Here is a 19,771-nt window from a genome sequence, read left to right as displayed (position 1 = left end):
GGAGTGGCTGGACGCGGGCGCGCGGCGCAGGGTCCGACCGCGCGCCCGGTCGGGCCGCGGTGATGTGTCGCTCCGGCGCTGTGAGCGCTGTCGGGAGCGGGTGGAGGTGTGCGGGACGGGGCCGGGCGGGGCCGCTCTCAGCGGGCGGTGCCGTCCGTGCGGCGCGCTCTCGCGCACCGACCGTCCCGTACATCCTGCCAGCGTTCCCTGGGTCGCGGGTCCAGGAGGCGGGATCCGGGCCTCGCAGGCGCTCAGGCGCGTGCGTCCTCGACCTCTCGCCGACCCACCGCGTCCTGGCGGCTGCGGAGGAGCTGGCGGCCTGGCGCGCGTGACGGGCGCCGTTCGATCGCTTTACTGCGCTTCACTCGATCTGGATAAAGCACAGTAAGACTCCTGAACCGGCCCGTATGGATGCCGTCGACAATCCCTACACGCCGAACGCGGGAGCGCGACCGGAGATCCTCATCGGCAGAGACGAGCAGACCCAGGCGTTCCGCACTCTGCTGACGCGCCTGCGACGGGGCCGCACGAACCAGTCGATGATCATCACGGGGCTGCGGGGCGTCGGAAAGACGGTCCTTCTCAACAGCTTCCGGACGATCGCCCAGGAGGAGAACGGGGAAGTGATCGAGTTCGAGGCGGTCAAGCACGACGAGGGCCGGTTCCGCCAGGTGCTGGCATCCCAGCTCAAGGCGGCACTCCTCCGCCTGTCCCCCCGCGCGAGATGGACCGACCGCGGGAGGCACGCCGCCGCGGTCTTGAGCGCCTTCGCGGTGTCTGTCGGAGCGGACGGCGTGTGGTCCATCAAATGGGATGTACCGCCGGCAGAAGGAGTGGCCGATCATCGGGATCTCGGACTGGACCTGACGGACGTCCTCGTCGCCGTGGGTGAAGCGGCGGCCGAGCAGGGCGAGGGGATCGTCCTGCTCATCGACGAGGTCCAGTTCCTCGACTCACCGCAGCTCGAAGCGCTCATCCAAGCCATCCACAAGACCGTGCAGCGGAGCCTCCCCGTCACGTTCGTCGGTGCCGGTCTTCCGCAGATCGCTGAGCTGGTGGGGCGATGCGAGATCGTACGCCGAGCGGCTCTTCACCTTTCCGCGGATCGACTCGCTCGATCACGACGAAGCGGTAGCGGCTCTCCGAGAGCCGGCAGCGGCCGAGGGCGCGGTCTACGACGACGACGCTGTTGAACTCGTAGTCGAGATCACGACCGGATACCCCTCTTTCATCCAGGAACTGGGCTACCAGGTCTGGACGGTGGCTGAGAACGATTGCATCCACCGGGAGAACGTCGAACTGGCGAGGGAGGCCTACGAGGCGAAGCTGGACAGCTCCTTCTTCCGCGTGCGACTCGATCGGGCGAGTCCACTTCAGACCGCGTACATGCGAGCCATGGCGGAGCTCGGACCAGAGCCCCAGAAAGCGGGCGACGTCGCGGCGCTTCTGGAGCGCGCGTCCACTCAGCTCGGATCGGTCCGCGCGGAGCTGATCGGGATGGGGCTCCTGTTCACTCCCGAGCACGGGTACGCCGCGTTCACTGTTCCGGACTTCGACCGGTTCATGAAGCGTGCAGTCCCCGTCTTGGAGGTGCCTCCCGTCGTGAGCCGGGGAGCCCGTCGAGCACCCGCCACCGAGGTCTGAGCCAGGCCGCACCCGTTCACAGCCGCCCGGCGTCAGGACTCGTCGGCCTCGAAGCGCAGGGGCCGGTCGGCCACCGGCAGCCCGGAGTCGCGCACGGCGGCCTCGATCGCGGCGTGCCCGCCGTCGGGCGCGACGATCCGCAGGCCGTCCTCGGTCGCCCAGTAGGCGGTGACGCCGTGCTCCTCGACGAGGGTCGTGAGCAGCGCGGCGGTCCGCTCCTGCTCGCCGGGACCGACGGTGATCGCGGCCCACGGGCCGGAGATCTCGACCGGGGCGCCCCGCTCCGCGCCCGCAGCGTCCCGCAGGTCCTCCGCCGCCCGGACGATCGGGAGCAGCGCGGGCAGCCCGCCGGAGACGTCCTCGAAGGAGTCGAGGGCGAAGGCCCCCTCGCGGAGCGACGCGTGAAGCTCCAGGCCGCGGCCGAGGCCGTCGATCCGCTCGAGCAGGCCCGACGCGTCGACAGCGGGAGCGGGGCACGCGCCGATCGGCTCCTCCGCGCCCGCGAAGGAGAGGGCGTTCCCGCCGGCGGACGTCGCCCGGAACGACCACAGCACCGGATCCGCGTACTCGGTCGCGCAGGCCGTCGCGAGGGCGTCGGCGAGCGCCGGCTCCTCGACCGCGACCCCGACCCACGAGGTCGGCGGGCCGAACGCAGGCGCCTCGACCCAGCGCTCGGCGCCGTCGAGGGAGACTCCGGGCACCGCGGCGACCTCGCTCGTCAGACGGTCGAAGCCGGCGTCGGGCCGCGCGAACGGCGTCTCGTCGATCGTCCAGACGAGGAGCGTCAGCCCGCCGGCGGCGAGGGCCGCGGCGAGGACGCCGGCGACGGGGAGGAGGAGGCGACGGGACACGCCTTCATCCTCGCTCCCCTCTTCCGCGGCGTCACATGGACATCGGGCGAACGGACGGTGCGCGGGCGACGGAGGAGGTGGTGATCACGCTGCCCCGCCCCTGCTCGATCATCCGCGGCAGCACGGAACGGAGCCGGTGCCGGCCCGCTCCCAGCACGCTGGGCGGCGGCCGGCCGCCTGCCACGGGGGTCGACCTCCGCGGGGGGGGGGAAGGGGTCACGGACGCAGTCCCGAGACGAGCGCGAGGAGCCCGTCCATCGACTCGACGACGAGAGGCGGGAGGTCGCCGCGCTCGGCGACGAAGGCCGCATCGAGCACGCCCGCTCCGGACGCGTCCGACTGCTCCCGCTCCGGCACAAGGCCCAGCGCGCGGGCCGCCGTCTCCGCTTGACTGGGGGCGACGCGCCGACCCTCGGCGCACCCGGGAGGCGACATGGCGAACCACCGTTTCGAGCTGCGGTCCGGCCGCGGGATGGGCGTCTCGGCGGCGGGCGATCCCGTCGCCGACCGGCTGGTGGTGTTCTGCCACCCCACTCCCGGAGCGGGCGGCTTCGACCCCGACCCGACCGTCACCGGTCCGTGGGGTCTGCACCTGCTGATCCTCGACCGCCCCGGCTACGGCGCCTCGGACCCGGTCGACGCCGCTCACGGCCGCGTCGAGGACCGCGCGGACGACCTCGCCGAGTACCTGCGCCGCTCCGAGCGCACCGCCCGCATGGTCGAGGGCGCCCGCTTCGGCAGCGTCGGCGTGGTCGGCTGGGGCTCCGGCGGCGCGTTCGCGCTCTCGCTCGCGGCCCGGCACCCCGACCTCGTGGACCGCCTCGCGCTGGTCGGCACCCCCGCGCCCCCGCAGGCCGGCGCGATCGTGCACCCCACGAGCGCGTGGGAGCGGCGCGAGACCCTCCGCGGGGAGGACGCCGACGCGATCGCCGCCGCCCTCCCGCAGACGCAGCCGGGCCTGGACGCGCTCGGGATCGACTCCGACGACCCGGTGCTCGCCACCCACGGCGGACTGCGCAACCGGCTGGAGCGGATGCTCGCCGAGGGCTGGCGGCAGGGCCCGAGCGGCGCCGCGACCGACCTCGCAGCGCTCCGCGACGGCTCCTGGGCCGACGACCTCGACCGGGTGACCGCCGAGACGCTCCTGGTCCACGGCGACGCGGACCCGGTGGCGAGCGCCGAGGACGGCCGCTGGTACCGCGGCCGCCTCGCGCGGGCGCGCACCGTGACGGTCGACGGAGCCGGCCGGCTGGCGCTCGTGCGCGAGTGGCGCCGGATCCTCGACCACGTCGCTCCGCTCGAGCGCGGGGCGGAGGGCCGATGAGCGGCCTGGGCGCGGGCCCGCTCGTGCTCGTGTCGGCGATGGCGGTCTCGGGAGTCGTCCACCTGGTGCACCCGCGGACCTTCGACGCGGTGGTCCCGCGAGGGATGCCCGGCTCGGCGCGCGGATGGGTCCTCGTCTCGGGAGCGGCGGAGCTGGTCTGCGCGGCCGCGACGCTGCACCCGCGGACCCGCGCGGTCGGCGGTCTCGCCTCCGCCACCCTGATGGCCGCCGTCCTCCCCGGCAACGTGCAGATGGCGCGGGACGCCCGTCGGACGCGGACCCGGGCGATCACGCTGCTGCGCCTCCCGCTCCAGATCCCGCTCGTGCTCTGGGGTCTCCAGGCGGCGCGCGGCCGCTGACGCAAGCCCGCGCGGGCGCGGATCGCCCGCTGCTACCGTCCAGGCATGACCGACCAGAGCGCGGACGACCGCCACGACCAGCTGACCAGCGCCCCGAAGGCGACGGAGGCCGACGCGGCCCCGCGCATCGAGGTCTCGACCACCGAGGCCGGCGACACCCGCATCGACATCCGCGAGGACGCCGCCGTGCGTCCGGGCCGTGTCGACGAGAACGGCGACGAGCTCGACGAGAGCCGCGACGATGCCTGAGCGCCGCCGTGCCGCCCTCGTCTACAACCCCGTCAAGGTCGACCTGGAGTCCGTGAAGGCCGCGGTGAAGCGCGCCGAGGAGGCCGCCGGCTGGGAGGAGACGCTCTGGTACGAGACCTCCGTCGAGGACCCCGGGGCCGGTCAGACGAAGGAGGCCCTCGCCGCGGGCGCCGACGTCGTGATCGCGGCCGGCGGCGACGGGACGGTCCGCGTCGTGGCGGAGGCCCTCCGAGGCTCCGACGCCTCGCTCGCGCTGCTGCCCTCCGGCACCGGCAACCTGCTCGCCCGCAACCTGAACCTCACGCTCGACGACATCGACAACTCCCTGACCGTCGCGTTCTCCGGTCAGGACCGGGCGATCGACGTCGGGATGATCGACATCGAGACCTCCACGGGCCGCGATCGCCACGCCTACGTCGTGATGGCGGGCCTCGGGATCGACGCGAAGATGCTCGCCAACACCGACGACGACCTCAAGAAGCGGGCCGGCTGGCTCGCCTACGTGGACGCGCTGCGGAAGGCCCTGCTCGACAAGAACCAGCTCGAGTTCCGCTACCGCCTCGACGGCTCGAAGACCCGCAAGGTGCGCGCGCACACGATCATCGTGGGCAACTGCGGCGCCCTGCCGGCGAACATCCTCCTGCTGCCGGACGCGGCCGTCGACGACGGCGAGTTCGACATCGTCCTGCTGCGCCCCGAGGGCTTCTTCGGCTGGGTGCAGATCATCTTCAAGGTGGTGTGGGAGAACGGCGTGCTCCGCCGCAGCGGCGTCGTCGGCAAGAAGCTGATGGGCCTGACCAAGGAGGTGTCGGCCCTGCGGTACGTGAAGGGCCGCGACCTCACGGTCCGCCTCGAGCACGCGCAGGAGATCGAGCTCGACGGCGACCCGTTCGGCTCGACCTCGGCGTTCCGCACCTGGATCGAGCCCGGCGGGCTGACGGTGCGCGTCCCGGCCTAGCGCCGGCGGCGGCCGGGCGGATCCGCCCGGTCCGCCTCCCGCCGGGAGAGAGGATCGTCATCCCTCCCGGCGGAGGCGTCTGCTCCGAGCAGGGCGGTGCAGTGCGGCTTCGGGTACCGCACCCCATGCACCTGCATGAACACGGCGACTGTAGTGCGGAATCCGTCGCCGCCGCAACGATCCGCGCGGCTTCGACCGCTCGAATGGGTAATTCCACCGTGCGATGCTCCGTGGCGGCGACGGATTCCGCAGCTGACTCGCCCCGGCAGGAACGTGATCGCCCGTCCGTCGATCGACGGGGCTTCTCCTCGGCACGGTGCCGACACGCGCACGAAACGCCCGCCCGCTAGCGTGCGGACATGACATTCCGTGCGTCAGCCGCGCTCAGCGCGCTCGTGGCCTCCTCCCTCCTCCTCGCACCCGCCGCCATCGCCTCCCCCGCCGCCCGCGCGGGCGCCGTCGACGGGGGCACCAGCGCCGGCGATCCCTACTTCCCCGGCCTCGGCAGCAGCGGCTTCGACGCCCTCACCTACAGCCTCGTCCTGAAGTACGATCCGGCGACCCGGGCCCTCGGCGGCAGGGCCGTGGTCACCCTCGCGCCCCAGAAGGACCTGCGCTCGCTCTCCTTCGACCTGACCGGCCTCACCGTCTCGAAGGTCACCGTCAACGCCGGGGGCGCCCGGTTCTCGCAGTCGGGGGACGAGCTGACCGTCACGCCCGCCCGGACCCTCCGGAAGGGCCTGCCCGCGCTGGTGAGCATCGACTACGCCGGGACCACCGGGAACCCCGTCGACGGCACCGGGGCCCCCTTCGGCTGGTGGTCGACGGACGACGGCGCCCTGGTCGCCAGCGAGCCGGACGGCGCCTCGACCTGGTACCCCGTCAACGACTCGCCCGCCGACAAGGCGCGCTACACCTTCAGCATCACGGTCCCGGAGGGCCGGACGGTGGTCGCGAACGGCCTGCCGGTCGGCTCCCCCACCACGTCGAAGGGGTGGACGACCTCGCGCTGGGTCGAGACCAGCCCGATGGCGAGCTACCTCGCCATGGTGAACATCGGCGACTACGACCTGGTCCGCTCCACCCAGGGCGGCGTGACGACCATCGACGCGATCGACCGGGACATCACCGGCGACACCCGCGCCCGCACCGAGGCGGCGCTCGCGAAGCAGGGCGCGATCATCGACTACTTCTCCTCCGTCTTCGGCCCGTACCCGTTCCGCTCGGCCGGAGCCGTGGTCGACGACGAGCGGATCGGCTACGCCCTCGAGACCCAGGGCCGCTCGTTCTACTCCGGCGGCGCGGACGAGTCGACCGTCGCGCACGAGACCGCGCACCAGTGGTACGGCGACAGCGTCACGCCGGAGACCTGGTCCGACATCTGGCTGAACGAGGGCTTCGCGACCTACGCCGAGTGGCTCTGGGAGGAGCACACCGGCGGCGCGAGCGTCACCGAGTCCGCCGCCCGGGTCGCCGCCGCTCCCGCCGACGACCCGTTCTGGTCGACCGCCGTCGCCGACCCCGGAGCCGCGGGCCTCTTCGACGCGCCCGTCTACGCCCGCGGCGGCCTGACGCTCGTCGCCCTCCGCGACCGGATCGGCGCGGACGCGTTCGGCGTGCTGCTGAAGCGCTGGGCCTCCGAGAACCGCTACTCGAACGCGACGACCGCCGACTTCCAGGCCCTGGCCGAGAACGTCTCCGGCTCCGACCTGGCGGACTTCTTCGATGCCTGGCTGCGCACGCCGGAGAAGCCCGCCGGTCTCTGACCCCCGCATCGCCGCGGCGCGGGCGGGGTGTCAAGGAGGGACGGCAGGTCGGCCCGAGCCGATACCGTCCCTCCATGGGCTTCTTCGACCGCAACGACTCCTCGACCAGCGCCGCTGCGCCGCAGCCGAGCGCACCTGATCCGCAGCGGCGGGTCTGGAGCGACGGCCTCGGCCGGTTCGCCACCCGCTGCCTCCAGGTGGTCATCGTCCTCCTGCTGGCCTCGGTGCTCGTCTTCGCGATGACGCAGCTCACGCTGGTGCTCATCCCCGTGATGATCGCGCTCATCCTCGCCGCGGCGATCCACCCGGTGCTGGCGTGGATGCGGCGCAAGGGCGTGCCGTCGATCCTCGCGACCTGGCTGGCGCTGATCGGGCTGCTCGCGGTCCTCGGCGCGGTCGGCTGGCTGATCACGGTCGCGGTCCGCAACCAGTGGGACGAGCTGGTCAGCAGCGCCTCCGACGGCATCACCTCGCTGCAGGACTACGTGCAGCACCTGCCGTTCCAGATCACCGACGAGCAGATCGAGTCCGCCCGCCAGTCGGTCGTCGACTTCCTCACCTCCAGCTCGTTCGGCAACGGCGCGCTCGCGGGCGTCTCCGCAGCGGCGAACTTCATCACCGGCCTCGTGCTGATGATCGTGGTGCTCTTCTTCTTCATGAAGGACGGCCCGAAGATCTGGGAGTTCCTCCTGCGCCCCTTCACCGGCTCGGGCTACGAGCGCGCCAAGCGCGTCGGGCACAAGACGGTCGATGTGCTGGGCGGCTACGTCCGCGGAACGGCGACCGTCGCGGCGGTCGACGCGATCGGCATCGGAGTCGCACTGGCGATCATCCAGGTGCCGCTGGCGATCCCGCTCGCCGTCATCGTCTTCCTCACCGCGTTCATCCCGATCGTCGGAGCCACGGCCGCGGGCATCCTCGCCGCTCTCGTCGCCCTGGTCGCCAACGGCCCGGTCGCCGCGCTGATCGTGATCCTGGTCGTCATCGGGGTCAACCAGCTCGAGGGCAACTTCCTCCAGCCGGTCGTGATGGCGCGCTCGCTGAAGCTGCACCCGCTGATCGTCCTGATCGCCCTGACCGTGGGCACCGTCCTCGCCGGCATCGTCGGCGCCGTGCTGGCCGTGCCGATCGCGGCCGTCGTCTGGGGCATCGTCTCGATCTGGAACGGACCCTCCGACCCCGCCGAGCCCGCGCGGCAGAAGCGCGCAGAGACGGTCTAGGCCCCGGGATCGTCGAGCGCGCGCCTAGCGCTCGACGATCCCGTCGCGCAGCGCCTGCCGGCGGAGCGAGATCTTCGTGCCGACGGCCAGCCCCTCCGCCCGGTACTTGCCCCGGGCGCTGCGCAGCGAGCTCCGCGCGGCGTCCTGTGTGATGCCGAGGAGCGTGGCGACCTGCTTCAGCGGCATCCCGTCGACGAAGAGGCGGACGATCTCCCGCTCGCGGTGCGTCAGGGTGCCCGGGCGGTCGGCCCCGAGCAGCTCCCGCGTCTGCGCCGTCAGGAAGCGCTCGTCGCGCGCCGCCGCTCGGATCGCCGCGAGGATCGTCTCGGTCCGCTCGCTCTTGACCACGTAGCCGTGCGCCCCGGCCTCGAGCGCCCGGCTGATCGTCCCCGGCTCGGAGTGCGTGCTGATGATGATCGTGGCGGCGCCGGCGGCCGCGATGATCCGGATCTTCATGGCGAGGTCGAGCTCGTCGCCGAGGTCGATGTCGAGCAGCACCACGTCGGTCGGGAAGGCCGGATGCGCGAGCAGGTCCGTCCAGGTGCCGGCCGTCGCCGCCACGCGGATGTCCGTGCCCGAGCGGCGGATCCACTCCGCCAGCGCCGCCAGCAGGATCGGGTGGTCGTCGAGGATGGCCAGCGTGATCGCGGGCTCGTCGCTCATGTCGTCGTCCTCCTCCGGGGGCGGTGGGCGACGAGGATCCTCGTCGCGCCGTGGTCGGTCGTCGTGCGGTGCTCGCCGAGCTCGCTGAGGATGCCCCAGACCGAGCGGTCGAGGTCGCGGGCGCGGATGCCCGCGGCGACCAGGGCGAGCTCCACCCCGCCGCCCTGGCCCGGCTCCAGACGGACGGCGAGCGGAGCCCTCCCCGCGGGGGCGGTGAGCAGCCAGAGCACCGAGAGCAGCCGCGAGCGGTCGAGCGGGGCCAGCAGCGCCGCGGCCCCGCTCGGATCGTCGATCGCGACAGCGGAGGACAGCAGCGCCGACTCCTCCACCGCGATCCTCAGCCAGGTGCGGTCGTGGCTGCGGGCGAGCGCCTCGCGGAGCTCGTCTCCGAGCACCCGCGCCCGCTCGCCCAGCTCCTCGTCCAGCGGCACCGGCGTCCGGACCCGTTCGAGGAGCTCCTCGATGCGGGCGTCCACCTGCGAGAACTCGTCGTCCGCGGCGTGGACGGTGCTGTCGGCCAGGCTCCGGTCGAGCGTGCGCCGCACGTACTGGTCGAGCGCGGTCAGCACGACGACGCACACGGCCGCCGGCGCGGTGGCGAGGAGGACGTTGCCCACCGCGAGGGCGGCGCCTCCGTCGCCGAGCAGCGCCTGGCCGACGAGTCCGAGCGCCGCGAGCGCGACCAGGACCACGAGGGCGAGGAACGAGCGCGAGAGCGGCTGGAAGGTGATCAGCGCGATCACGCCCGCGCCCACTCCCACGCAGACCGACGGGTAGTACATCGGTGCCGGAGTGGGCAGCGCGTGGTCGGCGAACTCGAGCAGCAGCGCGATCACGTCGACGCCGAGGACGCCCGCGAAGGCCCAGCGCGGCAGCTCGCCGTGGCGGCGCAGGGCGATCGCGGCCCCCGCCGCGCTCGCGGCGATCACGAGCAGCCAGGAGAGACCGCTCACCCAGGTCGCGGACCGTGCGTCGAGGGACCAGAGGTACGAGATCAGTCCGCGGATGTCGAGCATCACCGCCATGGTGAGGAAGCCCATCCCGAGGTAGCTCCCGCTCAGGCGGTTCGGCCGCGTCAGGCGCTCGCGGATGCTCCACAACGCTCCGGGGCTCCGATCCGCCGCGCGGACCAGCTCGAGGAGCGTCCCGTCCTCCGGCCCCTCCTCCTGCCGCGTCCCGCTCACAGCGGCACGCTCAGCAGCGGCACGCTCAGCAGCACGGTCGCGCCGGATCCCGGCGCCGAGAAGACCCGGACCGTGCCGCCCACCGCCTCGACGCGGCCGACGACGGACTCCGCGAGGCCCAGGCGCCCCGGCGGCACCGCGGCCGGATCGAAGCCGCGCCCCTCGTCCGTGACGACGACGCGGAGCGAGCCCGCCTCCTCCGCGACGCTCACGTGCGCCAGCGCTGCCCCGGAGTGACGGCGCACGTTCTCGAGGCACTCCCCGGTCGCGCGCACCAGGGCGTCGAGCACCTCCGCACGGATCCGCGGCTGGGCACCGCCGTGCCAGCGCACCTCGACGCCGACCTCCGCCGACCGCCGACCGAGCGCGGCGAGCGGCTCGGGCAGCCGGACGCCGGAGGCCGGCTCCGGCTCGTCCACCGCCTCCACACCGCGCAGGAGCGCGAGGTCGGCCGCCGCCCGGTCGCGCAGCACCGGAGCCGGCACTCCCTCGCCCCGATGGGCCACGAGCGTCAGGGTCGCCAGGATGGTGTCGTGCATGAGCCGCGCGTCGGCGCGGTGCCGCGACTCGGTCTCGCTGGAGCGGCGCTCGGCGTCGTGGGCCCTCCGGAGACGGGCCGTGCCGACGTGGGCCCGCGCGACGCTGCCCGCGAGCCAGCGGGCGGCCGTCAGCAGCAGGGCCCAGCAGACGACGATCGAGAGGAGGACGAACGGCGCGCGCCCGGACGCCCCCGTCGTCGCCGCCCCGAGGACCAGGACCGGGAGCAGCGCCAGGACCGCGGCCCAGGGCAGGCCCCGCCAGGCGCCGACGGCGAGCATCGCGCACGGCAGCGCCATCGAGGTGAGCATCGTGATCCCGCTCAGGACGGCTCGGAGGGAGGCGTCGACGTCCGGCGAGAGGAACGCGACGAGCGCCGCGACGTCCAGCGCGAGCCCGAGGGCGACCGCCCTCGCCCCCGTCGCGACGGACCGGCTGGGCGCGAGCTGCACGAGCGCCGAGACGACGAGCAGCGCGGCGCTCGGCACCACCGTCAGCAGCTGGGCCGGAGTCAGGGCGAGCAGGTGCAGGGCTGAGGCGGCGGTGAGCACCCCGCCGGCCCGCCGAGCGCAGAGCACGCCGACCTCCCGCTGCTCGCGCAGCAGCACCGCGGCGTCGGCGGTGGGGTCGGCGCGTTCCGAGTCGTATCGTGGCACACCGCGACCCACTCCAGCGGGCCTTCCGGCCGTCCAGCGCACGCGGATCGGCGCGCCGTATGACGCGGGCGGTCGCGCTCGGGGGCCGTGATCCCGTAGAGTCGAGACATCTCCTGGGCGATCGCCCGAATTCCACGGCTGAGAAGTCGCACGACGACGAAGAGACTCAGCCCCTGATAGAGACCGCACCGACCGAGAGCATCGTCCTCGGTCGTCCGGTTCGAACGCCCGCCTCGCACGCGGGTACCGCCCTTCACAGGACGCCGCGGAAGCCGCGCCGTTCCTCGTTCGACCCCCGCTCCACCGGCCCGCCCGGTCCGCGGGACGTTCTCCCCCGCAGAGCCGCCCTCCCCCGGAGGCGCGAGCTCAGCCCCTAGACGACCCGGACGACTCCGGCAGACGCGTGTTTCACCCGCGGAGGCCGAGTCGAGCGGGTACCGCACACTCGTGCGGACTCTGACGACGCCGGCCCCGGTCGGCGTCATTAACACATAAGGAAAAGAAATGCCTACTGGCACCGTTAAGTGGTTCAACTCCGAAAAGGGCTTCGGCTTCATCGCTCCCGACGACGGAGGCGCCGACGTGTTCGCGCACTTCTCCGCCATCGCGAAGCAGGGCTACCGCGAGCTCGTCGAGAACCAGCACGTCGAGTACGACGTCGAGCAGGGCCGCAAGGGCCCGCAGGCCGCGAACATCCGCGGCGTCGGCGAGTAATCTCCGACTTCCGACGCCCCGTCGACCAGGATCCCCGGATCCGGTCGGCGGGGCGTCCGTCGTTGACGGAGTGATTCCGCCCCCGGCCGGCGGAGGCGAGAGCCGTGTCACCCCTCCGGGCCGCAGGATCGGTATCCTCTCCGTGGCGGCTCCCGAGCTCACGGAGCCCGCGACGCCGTCCGGGACTCCGGCGCGTCGGCACGACTTCACGGCGGAGACAATGGGACGACTGATCTACGGACCGCAATCACTCGAGATCGACTTCGAGGACCGGCTCCTCGCGCACCTCAAGGTCGCGATGTTCACCAAGATGCGGCGGAACGAGTCGTTCAGCCTCTCCTGGAGCGAGCCGGAATCGTCCGGCTACGGCCGCAGCTCCGTCTGGGTGCACCCGACGACTCCGCTGCACTTCCGGTTCCACGGCAGCAAGCGCCCGTCGCTCAACCGCCTGTGGATCGAGCAGTTCATCGCGAGCGCGAACAACACCGGCGAGATGACCGTGGTGCCGGAGCCGGCCGAGGGCTCCTGAGCCGCGACGCTCCTCAGACCACGAGCGGCCGGGCCGTGTGCACGAGTTCCTCGTGCGGCAGGGCCCGGAGGCGCTCGGCGATCTCGGCACGGGCGCCCGCGTCGACCGACGCCCGGGCGTGCTCCTGCGGCCGCAGTGGCGTGAGGGTGACCAGGTCGGCGTGACCGGTCGCCAGGTCGAGCCGCTCGGGCAGGCCGGGGCTGCGCAGGCCCAGGAGGACACCGACGGTGCCCTGCTCGTCGGTCCAGGCGGGCGGCGCCGCGACGTTCGCGAGCCGCGCCGTGTCGAGGGAGCTGCGGCAGCAAACCCCCTGCAGGGCGGCCCGTCGGGCGGCCTCGTACAGCAGGCGGAAGTGCCAGTGGTTCCAGAGCTCGGCGGTGGGGACACCGCGGACGGCGGACGTCTCGAGGCACAGCTCGAGGCCGAGACCGGTGCCGGGATGCGCGAGCCGGTCGAAGGGATCGCTCAGCCCGTCGGTCGCGAGCACCACGGAGGCGCCGCGGTCCACGCGCAGGAAGGCACGGTGATCGGTGGGCCAGCGCGCGCCGCCCCGGACGCCGGGATCCTCGGTCGAGACGACGACGGTGCGATCGAGCGCACCCACTCCGCGCCAGGCGTCGGCCCGGTCCTCCGCCACCGCCTCGGCCAGCGCCCGCCTCTCGTCCTCGGTCCATCGGACCTCACGAGTGCGGTTCAGGAACAACGACATGGGACTCCCCGTCCGCGCGACCGGCGTGCCGCGCTCCCGGAACGCTACGGCGCCCACCCCTGCTCCTCCTCCGAGCAACCGGAACGCCAGCTGTGTTTGTTGCGCGGCGGTCCCCGCCCGCCGCGGCGCGGTCGGCTCCCAGGAGTGGCCGGGCAGGTGGAGCGGGTCGCGTCCGGCTACGCCGAAACGCTGGAACGCGTTTCGACGGTTCGCCTCCGGCGGTGGTCGTTACCGCGGCGGTAGCCGGCCGCCGCGGAAGAAGGCTCAACCCAGCGGGTTGATGCCGTTGGTGCGCCAGCGCTCGTCGGCGAGCTGGCCGGGGGTGCCGGCGCTCGCGTTCTCGCCCAGGGGCTCGCCGCCCTCGATCGCGTCGGCGCCGAGTGCGGTGCCGGCTCCCTCGGCGGTGCTGCCGGGGGGCAGCAGGCCCTCCTCGTCCTCGCGGGGGCCGACCTCGTCCTCGGGGGCGTTCTCGGAGCCGCTCTCGCTCATCGGGTCGTAGCCGTGGTCCGGGTCGCGGCTCTCGTCGGCCGTCGTGTTCTCCTCGACCTCGGCGTCGGCGGGACGGACGTCGTCGGCCTTCTCCGCATCGGTGGAGGGGGTGGCCTCGAAGCCTGCGAACTCGGGGCTGTCGTCTGCGCTCATGGCCGCCACGGTAGCACCGGGCCCGCGGGCACTGGAGGGGGTTCCGCCGGGCGCGAGCGACGCTTCCGCTCAGCGGCCACGCCCTAGGCTCGGGGGGCTGGCACGGACGACGGGAGCGACATGCGACGACTCGGGTACGACAGGTTCGGCGGGCCCGATCTGCTCTCGTGGCGGGAAGCGCCGGTGCCCATGCCGGGTCGCGGCGAGGTCCTGGTGCGCACGCGCGCGGCGAGCATCAACGCGACCGACGAGAAGATCCTGTCCGGCTCCGCGCGGATCATGGCCGTCGGCCGCTCCCGTCCCTACGGGTTCGGCCTCGACATCGCCGGCACCGTCGAGGCGCTCGGCCCGGGGTCGCACTCGGTCGCGATCGGCGACCGCGTGGTGGGGATGACCCGCGACGGCGACGCCTTCGCCGACGCGTCCATCGCGCGCAGCCGCTCGCTCGTCCCGATGCCCGACTCCCTCGGCTTCGTCGAGGCCGTCACGCTCGCGATGTCGGGCGGCACCGCGGTGGGCCTGGTCGACGCACTGCACGTGCGCGCCGGCGAGCGCGTCCTCGTCAGCGGCGGCTCGGGAGCCATCGGCGATCCGACGATCCAGCTGCTGGTGCGGGCGGGATGCACGGTCGCGGCCACCGGCTCGGCCGCCTCCGCCGACCTCCTCCGCTCGCTCGGCGCCGAGCCGCACGACTACCGCGCGCTCGACCTCGGGGTGCTGGGCGGCCGCTTCGACGTGGTCGTCGACGTCTCCGGCCACCTGCCGGTCGACGACGCGGCGATCCTCCTGGCCGAGGGCGGGCGCATCGCGACGCTGGTGCCGAGCGGTCCGGCGCTGGTCTCGCAGGCGACGGGCCTCGTCCGCCGCGACCGCCCGCGGGTGCGCAACATGATCGTGGTGGCGACGGCGGAGCGGATCGGGCGCGCGGTCTCGCTCGCCGCCTCCGGCGAGCTGCGACCCCGGCCGGGCGCCGTGCATCCGCTGGGCGACGTCGTCGACGTGCTGTCGCGCCGAGCGACCGGCGCCGACCGCACGATCGGCAAGATCGTCTTCACCGCCGACGACTCGGCTCCGCTGAGCTGACCACCGTCTCCTCCTCCTCGGCCGGTCGGCCGAGCGAGAGCGTGGCCACAAAGCCGACGGCGAGGAACCCGGCGGCCGCGAAGGCGGCGTAGCGGGTGCCGTCCGAGAACGCCTCGCCCGCCGCCCGGGCCGCGTCGGCGGTGTCCGGTGAGGCGGCCAGCCCTGCGATCGCGGCGCCGGAGGAGTCGACCACCGCGTCGACGGTGCTCGCGACCTGCTCCGCGGGGAGGCCCTGCTGCTCGAGCGAGGTCGTGAGGACCCCCGCGGTCGAGGTGTAGAGGATCGTCCCGAGCACGGCGATGCCCAGCGCCGAGCCGATCTGCCGCGCGGTCGACTGCGTGCCCGAGCCCTGCCCGCTGAGCTCGACGGGCACGTCCCGGAGCACGACCCCGGTCAGCTGCGCCGTCGCGAGGCCGACGCCGAAGCCGTAGACGGCGAGGAACGGGACGAGGGCCCACCACGGGGTGGAGTCGGAGACGACCAGGCCGATGCCCGCGACTCCGACGATCTCGGCCAAGAGGCCCACCCGCACGATCAGCACCGGCGCGACCCTGTTGCCGAAGGCGCCGGCGAAGCCCGAGGCGACGAAGGAGCCGAGCGCGAGCGCGAGGAGCACCAGGCCGGTCTGCACGGCCGTGTAGCCGAGGACGCTCTGGAGCCAGATCGGCAGCGCCAGGATGATCCCGAACTCGCCGAGCGAGACGATCATCGCGGCGAGGTTGCCGTTGCGGAACGAGGCGAGGCGGAAGAGCCCGATCGCGAGCATCGCCGAGCGCCCGGCGCGCTCGCGGGCCCGCGCCCAGAGGACGAAGGCGACCCCGGCGAGCACCGCGACGGCGAACGCGATCGGGACCGGCGAGAGGCTGAGCGGCCAGCTCCAGCCGCCGACGCTCAGCCGCTCGTCGACGCCCCACCAGCCGAGGGTGCGCCCCTCGATGAGGGCGAACACGAGGGAGGCGGAGGCGATGATCGAGAGCGCGGCGCCGACGAGGTCGACCCGCCGCCCGTCGGGCTGCCGCGACTCGTCGACGAACAGCAGCGCTCCGACCACGATGATCACGCCGAGCGGGATGTTGATGCCGAACGCCCAGCGCCAGGAGAAGTCGGTGGTGAGCCAGCCGCCGAGCAGCGGGCCGACCGCGGTCATGCCGCCGATGGTCGAGCCCCAGACGGCGAAGGCGATGGCGCGCTCGCGCCCGCGGAAGGTGGCGTTGATGAGCGAGAGGGTCGTCGGCAGCACCATCGCTCCTCCGACGCCCTGCACGACCCGGGAGAGGATCAGCAGGTCGCCGGTCGGAGCGAGGGCCGCCGCGACGGAGGAGAGCGCGAAGAGCGAGACGCCGACGATCAGCATGCGGCGCCGGCCCCAGCGGTCGGCGAGGGTGCCGAAGACCAGCAGGAGCGCGGCGAACACGAGCGTGTACGACTCCTGCACCCACTGCACCTGGGTCGAGGTGATCCCGAGATCGGCGACGATCGACGGGATGGCGACGTTGACGATGGTCGAGTCGACGATGATCGTCGCCACTCCGAGGCTGATGACGACCAGCCCGATCCACTTGCGGTTGCGCACGACGCTCTCCTCCGGCGATTTAGTAAGCCAGCTGACTATACGCCCGCGGAGGGCGCCGTGTCGAAGGGAGGGCCTGGAAGATTAGCGGGAGGCGGGCGCGGCGACAAGGGCGCGAAGCTCCCGGAGCCGCCCGGTCAGGATGGACGCATGCCCGCATCCCCCCGTTCCTTCCCGTATCCCCTCGGCGTCTCCCTCCGCGGCGACGCCGGCGCCGACGTCGCCGTCTACTCCGAGACCGCGGACAGCGTCGAGGTCTGCCTCTTCGACGAGTCCGGAGCAGAGACCCGCGTCGCCCTCACCGAGCGGACCGGCCACGTCTTCCACGGCCTCGTCCCCGAGATGGGCATCGGCACCCGCTACGGACTGCGCGTCGACGGCCCCTGGGACCCCGCCAACGGCCTCCGCCACAACGCCGCCAAGCTCCTCCTCGACCCGCACGCCACCGCGATCGAGGGCTCGTACACCTGGTCCGAGGACGTCTTCGGCCAGTTCTACGAGGACGCCGACACCCGCAACGACGCCGACTCCGCGCACGCGGTCCCCCGCTGCGTCGTCACCGACCCCGACTCCTTCGACTGGAGCGGCGACACCGCGCCGCGCATCCCGCTCGAGGAGACCGTCGTCTACGAGGTGCACGTGAAGGGCTTCACGAAGCTGCACCCCGACGTGCCCGAGGACATCCGCGGCACCTACCGCGGCCTCGCGCACCCCGCCGCGATCAAGCACTTCACCGACCTGGGCGTGACCTCGGTCGAGCTGCTCCCCGTGCACCAGTTCGTGCAGGACTCGCACCTCGAGGAGAAGGGCCTGCGCAACTACTGGGGCTACAACTCCCTCGGCTTCTTCGCGCCGCACAACGAGTACTCCCACGCTGGCGACGACGGCTCGCAGGTCGACGAGTTCAAGGCCATGGTCAAGGCGTTCCACGAGGCCGGCCTCGAGGTCATCCTCGACGTGGTCTACAACCACACCGCCGAGGGCAACGACAAGGGCCCCACCCTCTCGTTCAAGGGCATCGACAACGGCTCCTACTACCGCCTGGTGGAGGAGGACCGCGCGAACTACTTCGACACCACCGGCACCGGCAACAGCCTCAACGTCGCGCACCCGGCCGCGCTCGGCCTGATCATGGACTCCCTGCGCTACTGGGTGACCGAGATGCACATCGACGGCTTCCGCTTCGACCTCGCCACCACCCTCACCCGCCAGACCGGTGAGGCCGAGGTGCACAGCGCCTTCCTCGACCTGATCGCGCAGGACCCGGTGCTCGCGCCCGTCAAGATGATCGCCGAGCCGTGGGACACCGCCGGCTACCAGGTCGGCGGCTTCCCCGCGGACTGGTCGGAGTGGAACGGGAAGTTCCGCGACGACGTGCGCGACTTCTGGAACGGCGCCGACTCGGTGCTCGGCACGACCGCGCAGCGCGTCCTCGGCTCCCCCGACGTGTACGAGGCCGACCGCCGCTCGCCGGTCTCCAGCATCAACTTCGTCACCGCGCACGACGGCTTCACCCTCGCCGACCTCACCGCGTACTCGCGCAAGCACAACGCGGCCAACGGCGAGGACAACAACGACGGCGAGAGCGACAACCGCTCCTCCAACAACGGCGCCGAGGGCCCGACCGAGAACGAGGCGGTCAACGAGCGCCGCGACCGCATGCGCCGCAACTTCCTCGCGACGCTGCTGCTCTCGGCCGGCGTGCCGATGATCCTGGGCGGCGACGAGATCGCCCGCACCCAGGGCGGCAACAACAACGCCTACTGCCAGGACGACGAGATCTCGTGGTTCGACTGGGAGAACGCGGACCGCGAGCTGCTCGCCTTCACCCGCGAGCTGATCGCCCTCCGCGCCGCGGAGCCGGCGCTGCGCCCGAAGTGGTTCCGCCGCGCGCCCGGCGACGGCGGCCCCGACACGGTCGACATCCTCCGCTCCGACGCGCAGGGCTTCGCCGACGAGGACTGGGACAACCCCGACGCCCGCTCGATCACGTTCGTGTTCGAGCACGAGGGCAGCGCGAGCTTCGCCCTGCTGCTGAACGCGGCGGAGAACGGCGTCGAGTTCACCGTTCCCGAGGCGCCCGCCGCCGAGTGGACGCTGGCCGCCTCGAGCGACCCGGAGCAGGTCGTCGAGGGCGAGGTCACCACGCTGATCGTCCGCGACGGCTCGTTCACGCTGCTGCGCTCGGCCTCCTGATGACCGGCCGGACCCCGCGGCTCCTCCGCTTCGGCGGGCGCATCGCGGGGTTCGGCACGTCCTCGGGCACGAGGATCGTGCTGGGCCTCTGGGAGGACACCCCCTTCGGCCCGTTCGCCGACGCGATGGTCGAGGACGGCGACGGCCACCGCCTCCTGATCGCACCGACCCGCGAGGTCGCGGACTTCATCGGGTCGACGTACGCGTTCGACGAGGTGCGGATCGCGCCGGTGTCGTGGCGGAGGATCGCGGGCGGCCTGTCCGTCGCGGCCGGACCGCTCGCGGTGCGACTGGAGCTCGGCGGTCTCACTCCGCTCGGCCGGCTGCTGCGGATCGTTCCACGACCGCTCGCCGAGCACCCGGCATGGCTGACCGCGATCTCGCCGGTCGCCTCCCTGCTCGTCCGCGGGGTCAGCACGGCCGGGTCGGCCGGGCACGGACGCCGCGAGTACTACGGCGTGCGGGCGATCCGCCGCGTCGAGGGCGTCCACGCGGTGCTGGCGGAGGAGGACCTCGGCCCGTTGCGCCCGCTCTCGCCGCCCGTGCGGTTCGGCTTCTCGTCGGCGCCCGCCGCTCCGGCGATCGTCGACGTCACCACCACCATCGCGCTCCCGCGCGAGGGGACCACCGCGCTCCGGCGCGACCGAGAGAGAGGAGCCGCCTCGTGAAGAAGGGCGACAAGATCAGCTGGAACACCTCGCAGGGCGAGACCCACGGCGAGCTGGTCGAGAAGAAGACGAAGGAGTTCCAGTTCGAGGGGCAGAAGTTCAACGCCTCGGACGACGAGCCCTACTGGATCGTGCAGAGCGACAAGACCGACGCGAAGGCCGCGCACAAGGAGTCGTCGCTGACGAAGAAGTGAGCGGGCGCAGGCCGAGCGGCTGCTGGCCGGGCTCCGGATCGACTCCGGGGCCCGG

The 19,771-nt window shown here is 73.0% G+C and carries 21 protein-coding genes and 1 pseudogene; 14 read left to right on the top strand and 8 right to left on the bottom strand.

Annotated features, from left to right (window positions below; translation table 11 throughout):
* Window positions 1-407: 407 nt before the first annotated feature.
* Window positions 408-971, top strand: a pseudogene (locus C5B92_RS17720) (ATP-binding protein); the annotation flags it as partial.
* A 55-nt stretch (window positions 972-1,026) separates the two neighbouring features.
* Window positions 1,027-1,644 (top strand): hypothetical protein, encoded by a 618-nt coding sequence (locus C5B92_RS17715; protein ID WP_258061460.1) that lies wholly within the window; start codon window positions 1,027-1,029, stop codon window positions 1,642-1,644.
* A 32-nt stretch (window positions 1,645-1,676) separates the two neighbouring features.
* On the opposite strand, the gene C5B92_RS13515 is transcribed toward C5B92_RS17715, so the two are convergent.
* Window positions 1,677-2,495 carry a hypothetical protein gene (locus tag C5B92_RS13515; RefSeq protein ID WP_104350487.1) on the bottom strand — a complete coding sequence of 273 codons (819 nt, stop codon included), beginning with the start codon at window positions 2,493-2,495 and terminating at the stop codon, window positions 1,677-1,679.
* A gap of 216 nt (window positions 2,496-2,711) precedes the next feature.
* Window positions 2,712-2,930: a hypothetical protein gene (locus tag C5B92_RS16965; protein ID WP_146079322.1), complete on the bottom strand. Its 219-nt coding sequence runs from the start codon at window positions 2,928-2,930 to the stop codon at window positions 2,712-2,714.
* Here C5B92_RS16965 and C5B92_RS13510 point away from each other — a divergent pair.
* The 6 genes from C5B92_RS13510 to C5B92_RS13485 all read left to right on the top strand — a co-directional run bounded on the left by C5B92_RS13510 (window position 2,929) and on the right by C5B92_RS13485 (window position 8,371).
* On the top strand, window positions 2,929-3,819 hold the full coding sequence (locus tag C5B92_RS13510) for an alpha/beta fold hydrolase (RefSeq protein ID WP_104239584.1): 891 nt from the start codon (window positions 2,929-2,931) through the stop codon (window positions 3,817-3,819). The genes C5B92_RS16965 and C5B92_RS13510 overlap by 2 nt on opposite strands.
* Entirely contained in the window at window positions 3,816-4,178 is a 363-nt protein-coding gene (locus tag C5B92_RS13505; RefSeq protein WP_181028833.1) for a hypothetical protein, read from the top strand. Before C5B92_RS13510 ends, C5B92_RS13505 begins: the two co-directional genes overlap by 4 nt.
* A gap of 45 nt (window positions 4,179-4,223) precedes the next feature.
* The gene (locus tag C5B92_RS13500; RefSeq protein ID WP_104222930.1) at window positions 4,224-4,427 is read left to right on the top strand and encodes a multidrug transporter; all 204 of its coding nucleotides are present in this window, start codon (window positions 4,224-4,226) and stop codon (window positions 4,425-4,427) included.
* A complete protein-coding gene (locus C5B92_RS13495; RefSeq protein ID WP_104222931.1) occupies window positions 4,420-5,385 on the top strand; it encodes a diacylglycerol kinase family protein in 966 nt (321 codons plus the stop codon). Before C5B92_RS13500 ends, C5B92_RS13495 begins: the two co-directional genes overlap by 8 nt.
* Window positions 5,386-5,744: 359 nt before the next feature.
* On the top strand, window positions 5,745-7,151 hold the full coding sequence (locus tag C5B92_RS13490) for a M1 family metallopeptidase (protein WP_104256475.1): 1,407 nt from the start codon (window positions 5,745-5,747) through the stop codon (window positions 7,149-7,151).
* 74 nt (window positions 7,152-7,225) lie between these two features.
* Window positions 7,226-8,371, top strand: coding sequence for an AI-2E family transporter (locus tag C5B92_RS13485; RefSeq protein ID WP_104233055.1), 1,146 nt, complete (start codon window positions 7,226-7,228; stop codon window positions 8,369-8,371).
* Between the two features lie 24 nt (window positions 8,372-8,395).
* Here the strand turns inward: C5B92_RS13485 and C5B92_RS13480 are convergent, their stop codons facing one another.
* From C5B92_RS13480 to C5B92_RS13470, 3 genes are read right to left on the bottom strand one after another with little or no spacing between them, the layout of a single operon-like run.
* Window positions 8,396-9,034, bottom strand: coding sequence for a response regulator (locus tag C5B92_RS13480; protein WP_104246949.1), 639 nt, complete (start codon window positions 9,032-9,034; stop codon window positions 8,396-8,398).
* A complete protein-coding gene (locus C5B92_RS13475; protein ID WP_104350486.1) occupies window positions 9,031-10,218 on the bottom strand; it encodes a hypothetical protein in 1,188 nt (395 codons plus the stop codon). Before C5B92_RS13475 ends, C5B92_RS13480 begins: the two co-directional genes overlap by 4 nt.
* The gene (locus tag C5B92_RS13470) at window positions 10,215-11,411 is read right to left on the bottom strand and encodes a sensor histidine kinase (protein ID WP_104350485.1); all 1,197 of its coding nucleotides are present in this window, start codon (window positions 11,409-11,411) and stop codon (window positions 10,215-10,217) included. Before C5B92_RS13470 ends, C5B92_RS13475 begins: the two co-directional genes overlap by 4 nt.
* A gap of 504 nt (window positions 11,412-11,915) precedes the next feature.
* Between C5B92_RS13470 and C5B92_RS13465 the strand changes: the two genes are divergently transcribed.
* A complete protein-coding gene (locus C5B92_RS13465) occupies window positions 11,916-12,125 on the top strand; it encodes a cold-shock protein (RefSeq protein ID WP_055786246.1) in 210 nt (69 codons plus the stop codon).
* 220 nt (window positions 12,126-12,345) lie between these two features.
* Window positions 12,346-12,654 carry a hypothetical protein gene (locus C5B92_RS13460; RefSeq protein WP_104226101.1) on the top strand — a complete coding sequence of 103 codons (309 nt, stop codon included), beginning with the start codon at window positions 12,346-12,348 and terminating at the stop codon, window positions 12,652-12,654.
* A gap of 13 nt (window positions 12,655-12,667) precedes the next feature.
* On the opposite strand, the gene C5B92_RS13455 is transcribed toward C5B92_RS13460, so the two are convergent.
* Both C5B92_RS13455 and C5B92_RS13450 read right to left on the bottom strand, forming a co-directional pair.
* Window positions 12,668-13,363 carry a hypothetical protein gene (locus C5B92_RS13455; RefSeq protein WP_104238971.1) on the bottom strand — a complete coding sequence of 232 codons (696 nt, stop codon included), beginning with the start codon at window positions 13,361-13,363 and terminating at the stop codon, window positions 12,668-12,670.
* Between the two features lie 264 nt (window positions 13,364-13,627).
* On the bottom strand, window positions 13,628-14,005 hold the full coding sequence (locus tag C5B92_RS13450) for a hypothetical protein (RefSeq protein WP_146079321.1): 378 nt from the start codon (window positions 14,003-14,005) through the stop codon (window positions 13,628-13,630).
* A 120-nt stretch (window positions 14,006-14,125) separates the two neighbouring features.
* Here C5B92_RS13450 and C5B92_RS13445 point away from each other — a divergent pair, with 120 nt between their 5' ends.
* Complete coding sequence (locus tag C5B92_RS13445) at window positions 14,126-15,088, top strand: NADP-dependent oxidoreductase (protein ID WP_104226099.1); 963 nt, start codon at window positions 14,126-14,128, stop codon at window positions 15,086-15,088.
* Here the strand turns inward: C5B92_RS13445 and C5B92_RS13440 are convergent.
* A complete protein-coding gene (locus C5B92_RS13440; RefSeq protein WP_104256601.1) occupies window positions 15,057-16,661 on the bottom strand; it encodes a DHA2 family efflux MFS transporter permease subunit in 1,605 nt (534 codons plus the stop codon). The genes C5B92_RS13445 and C5B92_RS13440 overlap by 32 nt on opposite strands.
* 147 nt (window positions 16,662-16,808) lie before the next feature.
* On the opposite strand from C5B92_RS13440, the gene glgX reads away from it, so the two are divergent.
* Genes glgX through C5B92_RS13425 form a run of 3 tightly spaced genes read left to right on the top strand, consistent with a single transcriptional unit; the run spans window position 16,809 to window position 19,716 of the window.
* Complete coding sequence (gene glgX / locus C5B92_RS13435) at window positions 16,809-18,854, top strand: glycogen debranching protein GlgX (protein ID WP_104256602.1); 2,046 nt, start codon at window positions 16,809-16,811, stop codon at window positions 18,852-18,854.
* On the top strand, window positions 18,854-19,522 hold the full coding sequence (locus tag C5B92_RS13430) for a hypothetical protein (RefSeq protein ID WP_104246956.1): 669 nt from the start codon (window positions 18,854-18,856) through the stop codon (window positions 19,520-19,522). The genes glgX and C5B92_RS13430 overlap by 1 nt, the downstream gene beginning before the upstream one ends.
* On the top strand, window positions 19,519-19,716 hold the full coding sequence (locus tag C5B92_RS13425; RefSeq protein WP_056866275.1) for a DUF2945 domain-containing protein: 198 nt from the start codon (window positions 19,519-19,521) through the stop codon (window positions 19,714-19,716). The genes C5B92_RS13430 and C5B92_RS13425 overlap by 4 nt, the downstream gene beginning before the upstream one ends.
* Window positions 19,717-19,771 lie beyond the last annotated feature (55 nt).

Origin of the sequence: Rathayibacter sp. AY1A4 (genome assembly GCF_002930955.1) — a bacterium.
GTDB lineage: Bacteria > Actinomycetota > Actinomycetes > Actinomycetales > Microbacteriaceae > Rathayibacter.
Note: the sequence above shows the minus strand (reverse complement) of the source record. Positions and strands in the feature narration are given on the sequence as shown.

What these genes read in the sequence shown, in the direction of transcription:
- C5B92_RS13510 (WP_104239584.1), top strand. Translation starts at nt 2,929, where the DNA reads ATGGCGAACCACCGTTTCGAGCTGCGGTCCGGCCGCGGGATGGGCGTC.
- C5B92_RS16965 (WP_146079322.1), bottom strand. Translation starts at nt 2,930, where the DNA reads ATGTCGCCTCCCGGGTGCGCCGAGGGTCGGCGCGTCGCCCCCAGTCAA.
- C5B92_RS13505 (WP_181028833.1), top strand. Translation starts at nt 3,816, where the DNA reads ATGAGCGGCCTGGGCGCGGGCCCGCTCGTGCTCGTGTCGGCGATGGCG.
- C5B92_RS13500 (WP_104222930.1), top strand. Translation starts at nt 4,224, where the DNA reads ATGACCGACCAGAGCGCGGACGACCGCCACGACCAGCTGACCAGCGCC.
- C5B92_RS13495 (WP_104222931.1), top strand. Translation starts at nt 4,420, where the DNA reads ATGCCTGAGCGCCGCCGTGCCGCCCTCGTCTACAACCCCGTCAAGGTC.
- C5B92_RS13490 (WP_104256475.1), top strand. Translation starts at nt 5,745, where the DNA reads ATGACATTCCGTGCGTCAGCCGCGCTCAGCGCGCTCGTGGCCTCCTCC.
- C5B92_RS13485 (WP_104233055.1), top strand. Translation starts at nt 7,226, where the DNA reads ATGGGCTTCTTCGACCGCAACGACTCCTCGACCAGCGCCGCTGCGCCG.
- C5B92_RS13480 (WP_104246949.1), bottom strand. Translation starts at nt 9,034, where the DNA reads ATGAGCGACGAGCCCGCGATCACGCTGGCCATCCTCGACGACCACCCG.
- C5B92_RS13465 (WP_055786246.1), top strand. Translation starts at nt 11,916, where the DNA reads ATGCCTACTGGCACCGTTAAGTGGTTCAACTCCGAAAAGGGCTTCGGC.
- C5B92_RS13460 (WP_104226101.1), top strand. Translation starts at nt 12,346, where the DNA reads ATGGGACGACTGATCTACGGACCGCAATCACTCGAGATCGACTTCGAG.
- C5B92_RS13455 (WP_104238971.1), bottom strand. Translation starts at nt 13,363, where the DNA reads ATGTCGTTGTTCCTGAACCGCACTCGTGAGGTCCGATGGACCGAGGAC.
- C5B92_RS13450 (WP_146079321.1), bottom strand. Translation starts at nt 14,005, where the DNA reads ATGAGCGCAGACGACAGCCCCGAGTTCGCAGGCTTCGAGGCCACCCCC.
- C5B92_RS13445 (WP_104226099.1), top strand. Translation starts at nt 14,126, where the DNA reads ATGCGACGACTCGGGTACGACAGGTTCGGCGGGCCCGATCTGCTCTCG.
- glgX (WP_104256602.1), top strand. Translation starts at nt 16,809, where the DNA reads ATGCCCGCATCCCCCCGTTCCTTCCCGTATCCCCTCGGCGTCTCCCTC.
- C5B92_RS13430 (WP_104246956.1), top strand. Translation starts at nt 18,854, where the DNA reads ATGACCGGCCGGACCCCGCGGCTCCTCCGCTTCGGCGGGCGCATCGCG.